The organism is Glutamicibacter sp. MNS18 (genome assembly GCF_026107515.2).
Lineage (GTDB): Bacteria > Actinomycetota > Actinomycetes > Actinomycetales > Micrococcaceae > Glutamicibacter.
Genome location: NZ_JAPCHW010000006.1, coordinates 143,917 through 157,802 on the forward strand (window position 1 = coordinate 143,917; position 13,886 = coordinate 157,802).

The following is a 13,886-nucleotide window of genomic DNA, read 5'->3' on the forward strand; positions in this document are numbered from 1 at the left end:
TAGAATGGTGCCGGGCCCTGGTGGGTCCGGCGGCTATGAGTATCGGTGTTCCTGGACCTGGCGGTTCAGGAATCCGTGTTCTGGTCCTTCTGTTTCGAGGCAAAGGGCCAGACGAGCCATCCGCGGCGGAATCCAACCCATGCCACGGAGGCCAGCGCCAACAAACCCGCCAGGGACCACAGCAAGGGTTGCCTGTAGTCCATGACCCGTTCGATAGCATCCGGAATGAGCGACTTGCCCAACCAGTTGATTGCACTGGTTGCGATCGTCGCCGCTTCGAGTACCGAGGTCCCCGCCCCGGCAAGTTCTGCCAGCGGTGGCATCAGTGCCCCCGCCGCTGGCTGCAGGAAGTTCGTCGTGTTGTTGGTTATCGACGTACGTTCCTCGACCAACGAGGTGGTGTCCCCGTTGGAATTCTGTGTGTTTCCGCCTGTGAGGTCATCTTGCGAATCGGTATCTTGCGGAGTGCCGGTTTCCGGCTTTTCCAGGACCGGATTGTCCGGAGTGTAGCTGATGTACACGTCGGTGGCGACTTTTCGTTTATCCGAAAGCCCCCCGGAGGAGTACCAGAATGCTCCCTGACCGGTGGCCTGGTTGAACTTCACCCAGCTTTCCGGGAAGGACCCCCACCAATCACCAGTGGTTGCCTGAGGCATGCTCTCGCTCAGCGCGTCGCTGAGCTTCACACCCTTGTAGGCGGGGGTGGTGATGATCCCGTTTTGGCCCAGGGTGACATCGGGCAGATCTGCCATGGTGATGGTGGTCTCGGGCACCTTCTGCCAGCGGGTGCTGTCCTCGCGATCGGAGGCGTAACCGCTGGCGGTGGCGGTCATTGTCCCCTTGCCGTTGGCCACCTGGAGTACCGGATCCGAAATCGACCAGTAGGTTCGCCCGTCATAGAAGACGATCGAGAAGGAGCCGTCCCAGGCGATCTCGGCGGTTCCCTTGGCCACGTCGATGGAGCCGGTGCCCTTGTCAATGACAACCTGTCCCCCGGTTCCCGTTCCAGCGGCACGTCCTGCAGGAGCGGTGCACCGGGTGTCCCAGGTTTCGGTAGCCCATTGGCCATCGTCGCCAGGGCGTTCAATGCGCGTGTTGCCGTCGGCCGTTTTGAAGAAGCCGTCCTTTTCGGTCCAGGTGTGACTGGAGCCCGCATCCCCAACGACTCCTGCGGAGAGGAAATTGCAGCGTCCCGGCTCATGGGCCGGGGAGGTGGATTCGTCGTTGACTCCCCAGCGGAACTGGGCATCGGTGACCTCGAATGTTCCCGGAGCCGGAATCGTGACCTTCACATCGATCTTTTCCTCACCGCTTGCGTCGGCATGGGCCGGCACCGCGGGAAGCAGTAGCGCGCTCACCAGGGACCCGATAGCGCCCAGGGTGGCCAACGTTTTACGCGCGCTCATACGCGCTCCCGCTGAAGTGATTCATCCAGCCGGTCCAGGGCACTGGTTTCCGGCTCATCCGACAGGGCCGGCCCTGCGGATCCAGCGGAGGGTTTTGCTGCGGCACGGCTGCGGGCGGGCTTGCGCCGCCGAGTCCTGGCGGCCGGACGCTTCTTTGCCGAGCGTGCCGCCGGCTTGCCTGCTTTCCTGTCCTTGCGCACCAATGCGGCGATGAGCGAGCTGAGCACCAGGATGAACAACAGGGCCGCGGCCACGATCACCGCGATCATTGCCCAGCGGATCCCGTCCTGGTTTCCGGTATCGGCGGCAGCCAGCAGGGCCGGGTCCGCCATGACACTGAATTCGGCTTCCACGCTGTTCCCGGAACCGGCACCGGTGAGCTTGATCTTGTGGGTTCCGGCGGTCATATCCGCCGGGATTTGCACGGCCCCGGCGATTTCGCCGAACTGCCCGGCGGTGATGGGACCGGCGGCGGTCAGCCCGGAGGACAAGGTGGCCACGACCTGCTCGCCGGCGGCGAATCCGCGCCCGGTGAATCCCAGGGAACGGCCGACAATGACCGTCTGCTGCTCCAGACCCAGGGTCGGGTCCCCGCTGGTGACCGGCTCCATGGGGCCGGCGTTCACAGTCTCCGGGGCGGTTTGCCCTGCCGGTTGTTCACCGGTGTCCTGCGTTTGTCCCTGGACCTGGTCCGTTGGCGCCTGGGTCTGGTTGGTTCCCTGGGTGGTCGTGGTGGTGCTGTTGGTTTGCCGGGTCGATTTGTTCTGCGAAGTGGACGCGGCGGTGCCGCCAAAGGACACCGGCTGGAACGCCTCGTTGCTTCCGTTGGTCACCCCATGGGCACCAAAGGTGATGATTCCGCATTGCACCTCACGGCAATCCACCGTGGTGTTTCCTCCCGAGGCGTTGGTGGCGGTGAAGGTCGGGCCGGGGATGACCAGCGACAGCTTGAAGGTGCCGTTGGCGTTGATCACTCCACCGTTGGCGCTATCCGAGGTACTGGAGCCGGGGAACGCAACAAAACGCTGGTAGCCCTTGTTGTCCTTGTTCTGCGAGTCGGCGACGTAGAAGAAGTCGGTCCCGGCCTTGCCGCCCTTGCTCGGCTGCCAGGTCGAGTTCTTGACGTAGCCGAACACCACGTAGATCCCGCCGAAGCCCTTGTTGATGGATTGGAATCCGGAGCCGCTGACGTTCACCGTGGTGGCGCCGGTGACCGAGGCCTGGTTTGTGCCCGCCGATGAGGTGACGCTGAGCCGCGGAGCGGAATCGGCTATCGTGGGCATCGACGCCCCCAGTCCCGGCATCAGCACTAGTGCGGCGGCCAGCAGGGCAATGATCATCCCGCGGGTTGTTCGCGATACTCGCCGGGTGCTCATATCAGTTCCTCTTCACGGATCTTGCTCGGTTGCAGGTGCGGACGCAGCGGGGTGATGATCACTCCGCCGGATTCGGGGTGTTGCACCACGCTGACCGGGTAGCGGTACACATCCTGCAGGTTCTGCGCGGTCAATACCTCGGAGGGTGTGCCAACCGCCTTGATGCGCCCGGCCTGCAGTAGCACGATCCGGTCCGCATAGGCGGCCGCGAGCGACAGGTCGTGCAGCACCACGATCGCCGTGGCCCCTTCACGTGTGCGGTGGTGCACCGTGGTCATCAGCTGTTCCTGGTAGCGGATGTCCATCGGGGCGGTGGGCTCGTCGAGCATGATGATGCGGGTTTCCTGTGCCAGTACGCGGGCGAAGGCCACGCGGGCCTTTTCACCCCCGGAGAGGGTCTGCACGGTGCGCGGGGCAAGGCTTCCGGATTCCGTGGATCGCAACGCGTTGGCCACGACCATCTCATCGAGTTCCTCTTCGGCGGTACCGGCCCACGGTGCCCGGCCCATGCGGACCACATCCTCGCCGGTGAAGGCGAAGGACACCCGGGATTCCTGGGTTTGCACGGCGCGCACCCGGGAGAGCTGCTTGACATCCCAGTCGGCCAACGGTTTGCCGGCCAACAGGATGTCACCGGCGTCCAGGCCCTCGTCCCCGCTCATCGCGGAGAGCAATGTGGACTTGCCCGCCCCATTGGGTCCTACCAGGACCACGACTTCTCCGGGAAACAGTTGCAGGTCGATCCGGTCCAGGATCTTGTGCCCGCCCAGGCTCAGCTCGGCGGCGCACACTTGCATGATCGGCGCCGTCATCAGGACCAGCCTCCTGCCCCGCGGCGGGTACGGCGGATCAGCCAGAAGAAGAACGGCCCACCGACCAGTGCGGTGAGCATGCCGATGGGCAGGTCCGCGTTGGCCACCAGGGTGCGCGCGGTGGTGTCCGCCGCCAGCATCAGCAGGGCACCTCCCAGCACCGAGGCGGGCAGCAGCATGCGGTGTCCAGGGCCCAGGGCCATGCGAAGGATGTGTGGAACCACCAGGCCCACGAACCCGATAATGCCCGCGAACGCCACGGCGGCGGAGGTCAGGAAGGCGACCACCACGATCACCTGCTTGCGCAGTCTTTCGACATTTACACCCAGGTGGCGTGCCGGGCGTTCTCCCAGGGCCAGCAGGTCGAGCTTGCGGGTCGTGGTGAAGGCCAGCAGGATTCCAGCCAGGGCGATCGGACCGGCGATGCCCACGTTGATCCAGAGGGTTCCGTTGAGCGATCCCAGCTGCCAGAAGATGATCTCCTCGCGGGCAGAGGTATCTCCCAGGAAGGTCATCAAGGCGATGACCGCACCGGCGATGGCGTTGATGGCCACACCGGTCAGCACCAGGGTGACCACCTCGGTTCGTCCGCCGTGCCGGGCGGTGAGGTACACCAGGGTGGTAGCCACCAGCCCGCCGATGAAGGCAGCCACCACGGTGGTCCATTGGCCGAAGAAGGTCAGCCCCAGGGCGATGGAGGTGCAGGCGAAGGCGGCAGCACCCGAGGACACGCCCACGACGCTGGGTTCGGCCAGCGGGTTGCCGAACACTCCCTGCATCATGACCCCGGCCGCAGCCAGGGCGGCACCGACGATGATGGCCATCAGGACCCGGGGGAACCGGATGGCCCAGAGGGCCGATTCGGCATGCGGATGCTCGGGGAGAACTCCCCAGTCCAGACCAAGCCGGTGGGAAATGCTCGCGAGGATCTCCGCAACGGAGATCTGCATCTGCCCCACCCCGGCGCTGAATAGCGCGGCGAGCAGAACCGCTGCACCCAGAATGACGAGCACGGTGGTGTTGCGTATCTTGTTTCCGGTGCCCAGCCGCGGCTCCGGTGCCTGGAGCTGGTCACCTGGCAGCCGGGGAACCGTGCCTTGCAAGCGCAGTGGTTGGATCCGTTGATCGGTTGTCACTGCTCGTTCGCCGCCTCGGGTGCGTAGACGGCTACCGAGAGGGCTTCTAGCACCGCCGCGGAGTTGGGGCCGAAGCTCAGCAGCTGGGAGTCGGCCATATCCACGATGCGCTTGTTGACGCCTGCCGGGGTATGGGCCAGGGCCGGGACCGTGGTGGTGATGCCGTCGACACCGCCGACTGATTCCAGTCCTCCGCTCATCATGATGACCAGATCCGGTTCGGCTTCCACCATGGCCTCATCGGTCATCGGCCGCATGCCTTCCCAGCCGATTTCGGTGGCCACGTCGATGCCACCCAGGGAGGTGATCAGCGAATCGGCCCCGGAGTCCTGGCCGAAAATGTAGTAGACCCCCGACTGGCCGCGGGCGTACAGCAGCAACATGCGCAGCCGTTCATCGCCTTCTGGTGCGATCTGAGCGATTTGCGAGGTGATCTCCTCGATCTGGTTGGAGGTGCGTTCGGCGAGTTTCTTGCCTTCCTCAGGCACCCCGAGTGCGGTGGCGATGCTGGTGATCATCTCCGCTGCGGATTCCAGACTCCGGGTGGAGTCAAGGGTGACTACCGGAATTCCGGCTTGGCGCATCTGCTCGATGACATCCCAGGGGCCCAGCGAAGAGTCGGTGATGATGACGGTGGGAGCCAATTGCAGAATGGCTTCCGCATTGAGTTCATGGCCGTTCTGGGTGACCATCGGCAGGTCTTCCGCTTCCTTGAAGGTGGTGGAGGTGTCGCGTCCCACGACCTGGTCTCCCAGACCCAGGTCGTACACGATGCGTGCCGAACTGCCGTAGAGGTCAAGGGGAAGGATCCTGGAAATATCGGTGACGGTGACTTCCTTGTCCTGGGCGTCAGTGATCGTCACCGGTAGCTGCGGCTCCGGGTTTTTCGCGACCGGATCGATCTGCCCGCCCGCCAGCATGGCGGTGGAGGGTCCGACATGATCCTTGGGGTTGTCAAGGACTGTCACAGATTCCAGGGTCTTGCCGTCGCCGGAGGCTTCCGAACCGGCCGCGTGGGAACCGCATCCGGTCAGGACGATCAATCCTGCGAGCACCAGGGACGTGAGACTGCGGGCGCGACGAGAATACTGCTTGCTGGGCACGGAAGTCCTAAAGTTTGCGAGTTTCAGGGGGCGCGTGCCACGGCAGACCCATCGTTCCAACGTGACACACTTAGGTTAAGTTCACCTAAGTAAAGGATCTTAGCTTAATGAATACTCTTGTATCCAAATTTTCAGGAGATTTCGACTGCCCGAGGACCGGGTTGGGCGCAACCCTTCGTCATCTAACGACAGGGCTGCCACCGGGCTGCACAATCGAACGAACCGTCACCGACTTGGCAAATTCCTTAAAATTACTTGTCAACGTCGGCTTGGCGCGACCGGAACCTGACTAAATCAGACCACCCCGCATCTGCGACACCACTCTTGCGGCAAGCGAAGCGCGACAAGGGAAACAAAATGCCAACAGTCGTAGATTAACTAAGGCTATCCTTAACGCTATTCTTGTACTTCACATCACTTGCAAAAAACTGGGGTAGATCATGTCCAACAATCCAGATTCGAATTTCTCAACCCGGCTGCGCCAGGTCACCCAAGATGACCACAGCGAAGCAGAGACCAGCGAATTCATCACAACCCTGATGGGCGGCAAACGCAGCGCCCGGGATTACACCCTGCTCATCGCGCAGTATGCGCACATATACGCGGCATTGGAAGAGGAAGTCCGCGCCTTGGACAACGACCCGGAATTCGGCTCGATCTTTGATCCTGCGCTGGAGCGTAGCGGGCAGATTGCCAAGGATCTGGAGGTATTGCTTCCCGCACACGGTTTCACCTCCCTGCCCGACGCCCTGCCGGCCACCAAGGTCTACATCGCCGCAATTCGCGAAGCGGCCAAGGAACCGGCTCGACTGGTCGCGCACCATTACCTGCGCTACCTGGGAGATCTTTCCGGTGGGCTGGCCATTGGCAAGCTGGTTGCCCGTCACTACTCGATCGCCCCCGAGGCCCTGAACATGTGGGATTTCGGGGACATCGAGAAACCAAAGGTCTACAAGGATGCGTACCGCACCAAGCTGGACTCCCTGGGGGCCGACCCACTGGCCGCCGAGGCGCTGCTGGATGAAGCCAAGCGCGGCTTCCGGTGGAACAAGGGAATTTTCGAGGATCTGCTGCGTTCCTCCAACGGGGAACTGGTCTCCGCGTAGAACGACCTTGAAACGTTAAAACCCAGCAGGCTGCCGGTTCCCGCATATAGGAGAACCCGCAGCCTGCTGGTGTATCCGGTGCTGTGCTAGTCGGCCGACACCGGGGTCAGCACACCCTGCACCAATGGATCGTCCGTGGTTGCCAGGTACTCCTGCAGCCGTGGATCCGAGAACACCTCGATCAGCTTTTGGGCGTCCGTTGTCTGCGCGAACTCGCTGCCGAAAATCAACCGCGAGGCAAAGGTCCGCGGGGGCTCGGGGAACAGGATCCCCTTGTCCCGACCCACCTTGCCGGCATCGAACTGGGACACGTAGCCGATGGCGACGTCGACATCGTCCAGCATGCGCGGCATCGCCAGCAGGTCGGCTTCCTTCAGTACGAATCCGTGGGGATTCTGCACTACATTGGCCATCTTGGCGGTGCGTGGTTCGATATCCGGATCCAATCCCAGCAGCCCCTCGCGCTCCAGCAACCAGAGTGCCTGCCCTTGGTTGGCCACGTCATTGGGTAGCAACAAGGTGGCCCCCTGCGGCAGGTCCTCGACCGAAGCGTAGCGGGTGGAGTACAGCCCGAAGCCCCACTGGTAGAGCTCCACCGTGGGTGTCAGCTCCACCCCGGCGGCTTCGGCGGACTGCTGCATGTACCACTGGTGCTCGAAGATGGTCGCGTCGAACTGGCCGGAGGCCACGGCCTGGTTGGCCTGGATCGGATCCTGCAACCCAACCGGTTCGATCTCGATACCGTAGTCCGGGGCGATGGTGTCGGCCACGAATTCCAGGATCTTCTCCTCCCCCGCCATGGCTGGTTCGAAGTGCACCTTGAAATCGCTCTTACCTCCCGCCTCGACTGCGGTGGCGGGGTTGCCACGTTGCTGGACCAAGAGGATACCCAGCACAATGGCCAGCACGGTGGCGATGACAGCGATCGTCCAGGGGAAGACGCTGGTGTTCTTGCGCAGGGTGAAACCGTGGTTGTGTCCGGTTGTCGGTGTAGTCATGTGTATTCTGCCTGTTTCGTTTCTGCTGGCCTATGGGCGGGCCAGTGCGCGGGCGATGCGGTCGCCGAGGAATTGGACGATCTGGACGGTGAGGATCAATACCACGATGGTGGCCAGCATGACATTCATGTCAAAACGCTGGTAGCCGTAGGTCACCGCCAGGTATCCGATGCCGCCGGCCCCGATGGTCCCGGCGATGGCCGAGTACTCGATCATCGAGATCGTGTTCAGGGTGATGGCCGAGGCCAAAGCGGGCAACGCCTCGCGGATCTGGGTGGTGGAGATGACCTGGGTCGGGGAACCACCGGTCACCAACCCGACCGCGAGGTTTTCCCGGGGCAGGTCGTTCAACGCGTTCTGGACCAGCCGGGCGAAGAACGGGATCCCAGCCAGGGTCATCGGTACCACCGCCGCGGCGATACCGATGGTCGTTCCGGTCACCCACTTGGTGAAGGGGATGATCGCGGCCATCAGCACCAGGAACGGAAGGGACCGGCCCATATTCGCCACCCAGCTGAGCACCGCGTGGATCCGCGCCTGCGGGAACAGCCCGTGCCGGTCGGTGTTGTAGAGCGCAACACCCATGGCCCCGCCCAGGCTGATGACCAGGACCATCACTATTCCGACCATGGCCCAGGTCTGCCCGTAGGCGGGCAGGAGCAGGGCCGGCAACTCCGCCAACGGGGTATCGGTGCCAACGGCGGCGCTTTCGGTAGGGATCCTCATACCGCAACCTCGATTCGTTCGGTTTCCGCCGGTTCCCAGCCGTCTCGGACCGTGGCGGTCAGCCCCCAGGAGTCAAGCAAAGAGATCACCTCGGCAGCATCCAACCCCGCCACCCCGAGGCGGACCCGTCCCAGGGTTCCCTCATGGTGGGATTCCACGGATCCACCCAGCAGCGCCACCCGGGCGTTGTGTTCCACCGCCAGCCTGGTCAGCCAAGTTGGATCGACATTCCGCTGGCGATACGCCACCGCCAGCTCGTAGTCGAACCCGACCGGTAATGGTTCGGGGCGCAACGGCAAGAGCTTGGCCCCGGTCTGCGAGACGGGGCTGGACACCAGCTCACGCACCTGTCCGTATTCGGCGATCCGACCGTGGTCCAGCTGGGCCACCTGGTCCGCGACATGGCGCACCACGTCCATTTCATGGGTGATCAGGATGATTGCCAGTCCCAGGTCGCTGCGCAGGGAATCTAGAAGTTCCAAGACCTGCGCGGTGGATTCGGGGTCCAACCCGGAGGTGGATTCATCGGAGAGCAACAGGCGCGGGCGCAGGGCCAGCGCCCGGGCAATACCCACACGCTGACGCTGGCCGCCGGAGAGCTGGCCCGGGTAGGCGTTGGCCTTATCGGCCAGACCGACGCGGTCAAGAAGTTCGGCCACCCGGTCCTGCATCTGGTGGTGCACCACCCCGAGGTTCCGCAGCGGCAACGCGATATTCTCGGCAACGGTCATCCGGCGCAACAACGCCGAATTCTGGAAGATCGTGCCGATGGCGCGGCGTTCGGCACGCAGTGCCTTGCCGGACAGCGCGGACAGGTCCTTGCCGTCCACCAGGATCTGCCCGTTGCTGGGTTTCTCCAACAGGGAGATGCAGTGCGACAAGGTGGATTTGCCTGCGCCCGAGGGCCCGACCACGGCGGTAATCGAGCGGGAGGGCACCTGCAGGTCAATCCCGCGCAACACGCTGATCCGCCCCTCCGCCGTGTCATAGTGCTTGTGCAGGTCGCGGATCTCAATCATGAGCTCTCACCGACGTGAAGTTGTTGTCCATAGTGTCCCCTTAGGTGGAATCACCGACGAGACCAACAAGCACCGCCAACAGTGCCGGCGTAGCGTTTGTTGGTGACAGGCGAAGCTGCTCCATCGGTTCTGGCGGTAGCACCGGTCCCTGACAAAGGTGGTTGCTGCGGCCTCATCGAGCCAGATCTCTCAGCCGCTCTGGATGGTCATGCGGGATGGATCCCGTTCTCTTTCCAGCATGCGCTGTGCCGGTTTGCCGCTTCAAAGTGCAGGAAACAAGAGGTCACATGGCGACTCGTGACGACCCGAACGCGGGGAACCGGGAGTCTTCCAGAGGTCATCCGCAGTCACATGAGACGATCATGACGCGGCGCGCTACGGCTGGTTTACCTGTGGCCGATCACTGTTCCCCGAGAGGCCGCCGCGAAAGGTTCCCGGTGGGGAATCCGCTCAATGCGACCGCGCCCCTAGACGGTGCGGGCTCGCGGCCAGACGACCTCGAAACGCTCGCACACCACCCGGTGCCCCGGCTGCATGGTGGTTTCCGGGGTCCACGGACGGCCGGCGTTCCACTCGGTCCGCCGCCAATACCTCTCGTGTTCCCGCCGCCAGCTGGCCAGTGTGCGGTCATCCTCGCCTTCGGCGTAGGCGAAGGACTCATCCACTTCGTCGAACGCCAGCAGTTGTACATCGCTGGTGCGCAGGATGATGCGCGGTGTTCCGGTGGAGTCGCAGGCGATCCAGTGCGATCCGGCCTGCGGCAGCGCCTCGCCGGCGGCGGCATACTCGTTTTCCAGGCTTGCCGTGGCCCGCTTGTCCCCGGCGGTGACCTCGGCCAGCAGCGCATCGCACAGCGCGGGACTGTCCCCGAAGTAGTCCACCTCGTAGTCGGCGGATCCGTCCAGGCCCACCGCGGCACGGTAGTCGTCCCACATCAATGCGGCCGCGAGGGTATCCGGTTCCGGCAGCGCGTTTTCGAGGTGGCTGGTCATGGTCCAAGCCTACGGCCAGGCATCGGAACGGTAAACTCCGCATACCCTGTTGACCCACGTCAGGTCGTTGCCCGGGGACGGCCAACGCCCCGGCAGGCAACGGGACTGCGATGCCTGCCGGGGCGTTGTTTCCGCCGGGTGCCTAGCCCTGGGTGGCCAGCCGGTCGGCGATGCGGAACTGCGCGGCACGGTGGGTGTCCTTCACCCGGTCGCCGGCTCCGAACAGCTTGTTGCGCAGCGAACCCTCGGCGTATTCGGTCTTGTAGGCGCCACGGGCCTGCAGTTCGGGCACCACGTACTCGACGATGTCCTCGAAGGTGCCGGGGGTGATGGCGTAGGCCAGGTTGAAACCGTCCACGTCGGTGTAGTCCACCCAGTCGATCAGCTTCTCGGCCACCTCGGCGCCGGAGCCGACGGTGATCGGGCCGAAACCGCCCACACCGACCCATTCGGCCAGTTGGCGGATGGTCCACGGGTTGCCGTCGTCACCGCTGGCCTTCTGGAAGGTCTCCACCGAGGACTGGATGGCGTTGGACTTCACGTTGGCGCCGATGACATCGTCCGGGCCGTATTCGGACAGGTCCACACCCATCCAGCCGGAGATCAGCACCTGGGCGCCCTCGATATCGGCGTAGGACTTGTAGTCCTCGTACTTGGCCTGGGCTGTCGCCGAATCCTCGCCGGTGATGATGGTCTGCATGGCGAAGATCTTGATGTCATGGCGGTCGCGGCCCGCGGCCTCGGCGGCGTCCCGGATCCTGGTGACGGTTGCCTTGAGCATGTCGCGGGTCGGGGAGGTGACAAACACCGATTCGGCGTTTTCCGCGGCGAACTTGATACCGCGCGAGGAGGCGCCGGCCTGGTAGATCACCGGGGTGCGCTGCGTGCTCGGCTCGGTGATGGCGATGCCCGGGACCTTGAAGTACGTGCCCTCGTGGTTGATCGGGTGCACCTGCTCCGGGTTGGTGTAGATCCCGGTTTCCTTATCGGCCTTGACCGCGTCGTCCTCCCAGGAGCCCTCAAGCAGCTTGTAGACCACTTCCATGTACTCATCGGCGTGGTCGTAACGCTCGTCGTGCTCCATCTGGTCTTCCTGGCCCATGTTGCGCGCGGCCGAGGGCAGGTAGCCGGTGACCACATTCCAGCCGACCCGGCCGTTGGTCAGGTGGTCCAGGGTGGCCAGGCGGCGGGCGAAGGGGTACGGGTGTTCGTAGGCGGTGCCGGCGGTCACGCCGAAGCCCAGGTTCTCGGTGACCGCGGCCATGGCCGAAACCAGCAGGAACGGGTCGTTGACCGGAGCCTGGGCGCCGGTGCGCAACGGGGATTCGTTGGTGCCGTTGAACACGTCATAGGTGCCCAGCACATCGGCCAGGAACAGGCCGTCGAACTTGCCTTTTTCCAGCACCTTGGCCAGATGGGTCCAGTACCCCAGGGTGTTGTATTCGGCGGCCTTGTCCTGCGGGTGGCGCCACAGCCCCGGCGACTGGTGGACAACACAGTTCATGTCAAAGGCGTTGAACAGGATCTCTCGACGTTTTTCGCTCATGCTGGTCCCTTTTCTTCGGAGCCGGATAGGCCTTGGGTTCTGGTTTCTAGTAGTTGCCGGTGGTGCCGGGGATATCCCCGATGGAGTTCAGCCGGGCCGGGGGCACCGCGTTGATCTCGTAATCCCCCACGATCCGCGACTTGTAGATGGCCGGGTTGTGGGTGGCGATGGTTCGGGCGTTGCGCCAGTGCCGGTCCATGTTGCAGCTGGCCCGGGTGGCCGAGGCGCCCAACGGGTCGAACAGTTTGCTGGTGGCGCTGATCACCAAGGGCTGCACAATGGATTGGGCGCGATCGGCGGCCAATTCGCATACCGCATAGCGTTCGGCGGCGTTGAGGTTTGCATCCTGCAGCGCAGCTTCGACTTCAAGCACCGAGCCCATGACCACCGATTCGACGGCGAACACCTCGGCAGAAACCTCCCCGACAACCTGCAGGACCTGCGGCTCATTGCGTACCGGAACCCCGGTTCCGGTACTGAAGCTGCGGGTGCGGGCCTGGACCGAATTGCGCATGTCGTTCAGGGCCGCCCGGGCGATGCCGGCCTGCACAGCCAGCAACACCAGCTGGAAGATCGCCGATTCGGGATCGTTTTCGTGCTGCGGGATGAAACTGTCCACCGGGACCGAGTCGAACTGGGTGGTGCCGGTCCCGGTCAACTGCTGGCCGAACCCGTCCCAGTCATCCAGGATCCTCACCCCGGAGTGCTGGGTGGAGACCACGGCGATCTGCCGGCCGGGGATTTCCGGGTGGGTCACCGCCACGGTGGTCCAGTCGGCGAAGATGGTGCCGGTGCAATAGAACTTCTCACCGGTGACGTACCAGCGTTCGTCCTTCGTGCTTGCGGTGGTGTTCAGCGTTCCCAGCTGGTTGCCGCCACGTTCGGTATAGGCGTTGCCCACGATGTGCCCGGCGGCGATCCGCTCCATCCACTTGGCCTGCAGAGCCTCGTCCTCGAACTTGAGCACGTTTTCCACGAACGCCATCTGGGCACGCCAGAGCTGGGCCAGATGCGAGTCCGCCTCGGCCAGTTCGATCAGCAACCTGAAGACATCACTCATCCGTGCACCGTAGCCTCCGCGCTCCACCGGCAGGCGCAGGGCGCCGAACCGTTCGCGGTTCAACAGCCCGACCTGTTCGAAAGGCAGGATCCGGTCACGGTCCCGCTGCGCGGCACCGGCCGCGATCTGGGCGAAGACGGGACGGAAGATCGCGGCCAGCTGCTCGTATTGCTCATCGGCGCCCGGGCCGGGGGTCGCTTTCAGCAATTGGCGGGTGGCCCGCGATTCCGGCAGCTGATCCAGCTCTATGGCGTTGGCCGGATTTCGCGCCGGGTCACTCAGGTCGTTGAAATCAGGTATAGACGCACCGAAAGACATGCAAGATCCTCAATTCTTCCATCGGTCCTGGCGGAAGCACCGTCCCTCGAAGGGTGGTTGCTGCGGCGTCGTGGAGCCAGATCTCTCGGCCGCTCTGGATGGTTCGTTAATATTTGTATCGGCAATATTCATCGACGCTCAAGCCGGAGCGTCACATTACCTTCGCGACTTCGCCATGTGAATCGAAGGGCCTGCACCAGGAACCGCAGATCACTCGGCCTCAATGCACCAATACAGTGGTTCAGTCGACGATACCGGCCACTCATGAAATATTTTTCAGAATTTCCC

12 protein-coding genes and 2 riboswitches are annotated in these 13,886 nt (G+C 63.6%); of the genes, 1 reads left to right on the forward strand and 11 read right to left on the reverse strand.

Features of this window, described 5'->3' with window-relative positions; genetic code table 11:
- Positions 1-65 precede the first annotated feature (65 nt).
- The 5 genes from OK351_RS10450 to OK351_RS10470 form a co-directional block, all read right to left on the reverse strand.
- Positions 66-1,406 (reverse strand): HtaA domain-containing protein, encoded by a 1,341-nt coding sequence (locus OK351_RS10450; RefSeq protein ID WP_265158592.1) that lies wholly within the window; start codon positions 1,404-1,406, stop codon positions 66-68.
- A complete protein-coding gene (locus OK351_RS10455; protein WP_265158594.1) occupies positions 1,403-2,782 on the reverse strand; it encodes a hypothetical protein in 1,380 nt (459 codons plus the stop codon). The genes OK351_RS10450 and OK351_RS10455 overlap by 4 nt, the downstream gene beginning before the upstream one ends.
- Positions 2,779-3,594: a heme ABC transporter ATP-binding protein gene (locus tag OK351_RS10460; protein WP_265158596.1), complete on the reverse strand. Its 816-nt coding sequence runs from the start codon at positions 3,592-3,594 to the stop codon at positions 2,779-2,781. Before OK351_RS10460 ends, OK351_RS10455 begins: the two co-directional genes overlap by 4 nt.
- Positions 3,594-4,640 (reverse strand): FecCD family ABC transporter permease, encoded by a 1,047-nt coding sequence (locus tag OK351_RS10465; protein ID WP_371931424.1) that lies wholly within the window; start codon positions 4,638-4,640, stop codon positions 3,594-3,596. Before OK351_RS10465 ends, OK351_RS10460 begins: the two co-directional genes overlap by 1 nt.
- Before the next feature lie 86 nt (positions 4,641-4,726).
- On the reverse strand, positions 4,727-5,833 hold the full coding sequence (locus OK351_RS10470) for a heme/hemin ABC transporter substrate-binding protein (RefSeq protein WP_265158598.1): 1,107 nt from the start codon (positions 5,831-5,833) through the stop codon (positions 4,727-4,729).
- Positions 5,834-6,273: 440 nt separating this feature from the next.
- Between OK351_RS10470 and OK351_RS10475 the strand changes: the two genes are divergently transcribed.
- The gene (locus OK351_RS10475) at positions 6,274-6,939 is read left to right on the forward strand and encodes a biliverdin-producing heme oxygenase (RefSeq protein WP_265158600.1); all 666 of its coding nucleotides are present in this window, start codon (positions 6,274-6,276) and stop codon (positions 6,937-6,939) included.
- An 86-nt stretch (positions 6,940-7,025) separates the two neighbouring features.
- Here the strand turns inward: OK351_RS10475 and OK351_RS10480 are convergent, their stop codons facing one another.
- The 6 genes from OK351_RS10480 to OK351_RS10505 all read right to left on the reverse strand — a co-directional run bounded on the left by OK351_RS10480 (position 7,026) and on the right by OK351_RS10505 (position 13,598).
- Positions 7,026-7,937 carry a MetQ/NlpA family ABC transporter substrate-binding protein gene (locus OK351_RS10480; protein WP_265158602.1) on the reverse strand — a complete coding sequence of 304 codons (912 nt, stop codon included), beginning with the start codon at positions 7,935-7,937 and terminating at the stop codon, positions 7,026-7,028.
- A 30-nt stretch (positions 7,938-7,967) separates the two neighbouring features.
- Positions 7,968-8,663 carry a methionine ABC transporter permease gene (locus OK351_RS10485; protein ID WP_265158604.1) on the reverse strand — a complete coding sequence of 232 codons (696 nt, stop codon included), beginning with the start codon at positions 8,661-8,663 and terminating at the stop codon, positions 7,968-7,970.
- The gene (locus OK351_RS10490) at positions 8,660-9,682 is read right to left on the reverse strand and encodes a methionine ABC transporter ATP-binding protein (RefSeq protein ID WP_265158606.1); all 1,023 of its coding nucleotides are present in this window, start codon (positions 9,680-9,682) and stop codon (positions 8,660-8,662) included. The genes OK351_RS10485 and OK351_RS10490 overlap by 4 nt, the downstream gene beginning before the upstream one ends.
- 117 nt (positions 9,683-9,799) lie before the next feature.
- Positions 9,800-9,891: riboswitch (SAM riboswitch) on the reverse strand.
- Positions 9,892-10,149: 258 nt separating this feature from the next.
- Positions 10,150-10,674, reverse strand: coding sequence for an ASCH domain-containing protein (locus OK351_RS10495; RefSeq protein ID WP_265158608.1), 525 nt, complete (start codon positions 10,672-10,674; stop codon positions 10,150-10,152).
- 142 nt (positions 10,675-10,816) lie between these two features.
- Positions 10,817-12,220 (reverse strand): LLM class flavin-dependent oxidoreductase, encoded by a 1,404-nt coding sequence (locus OK351_RS10500; RefSeq protein WP_265158610.1) that lies wholly within the window; start codon positions 12,218-12,220, stop codon positions 10,817-10,819.
- A gap of 46 nt (positions 12,221-12,266) precedes the next feature.
- Entirely contained in the window at positions 12,267-13,598 is a 1,332-nt protein-coding gene (locus tag OK351_RS10505) for an acyl-CoA dehydrogenase family protein (protein WP_265158612.1), read from the reverse strand.
- Positions 13,599-13,613: 15 nt separating this feature from the next.
- A riboswitch (SAM riboswitch) is annotated at positions 13,614-13,703 on the reverse strand.
- Positions 13,704-13,886 lie beyond the last annotated feature (183 nt).

What these genes read in the sequence shown, in the direction of transcription:
- OK351_RS10450 (WP_265158592.1), bottom strand. Translation starts at nt 1,406, where the DNA reads ATGAGCGCGCGTAAAACGTTGGCCACCCTGGGCGCTATCGGGTCCCTG.
- OK351_RS10455 (WP_265158594.1), bottom strand. Translation starts at nt 2,782, where the DNA reads ATGAGCACCCGGCGAGTATCGCGAACAACCCGCGGGATGATCATTGCC.
- OK351_RS10460 (WP_265158596.1), bottom strand. Translation starts at nt 3,594, where the DNA reads ATGACGGCGCCGATCATGCAAGTGTGCGCCGCCGAGCTGAGCCTGGGC.
- OK351_RS10475 (WP_265158600.1), top strand. Translation starts at nt 6,274, where the DNA reads ATGTCCAACAATCCAGATTCGAATTTCTCAACCCGGCTGCGCCAGGTC.
- OK351_RS10480 (WP_265158602.1), bottom strand. Translation starts at nt 7,937, where the DNA reads ATGACTACACCGACAACCGGACACAACCACGGTTTCACCCTGCGCAAG.
- OK351_RS10485 (WP_265158604.1), bottom strand. Translation starts at nt 8,663, where the DNA reads ATGAGGATCCCTACCGAAAGCGCCGCCGTTGGCACCGATACCCCGTTG.
- OK351_RS10490 (WP_265158606.1), bottom strand. Translation starts at nt 9,682, where the DNA reads ATGATTGAGATCCGCGACCTGCACAAGCACTATGACACGGCGGAGGGG.
- OK351_RS10495 (WP_265158608.1), bottom strand. Translation starts at nt 10,674, where the DNA reads ATGACCAGCCACCTCGAAAACGCGCTGCCGGAACCGGATACCCTCGCG.
- OK351_RS10500 (WP_265158610.1), bottom strand. Translation starts at nt 12,220, where the DNA reads ATGAGCGAAAAACGTCGAGAGATCCTGTTCAACGCCTTTGACATGAAC.
- OK351_RS10505 (WP_265158612.1), bottom strand. Translation starts at nt 13,598, where the DNA reads ATGTCTTTCGGTGCGTCTATACCTGATTTCAACGACCTGAGTGACCCG.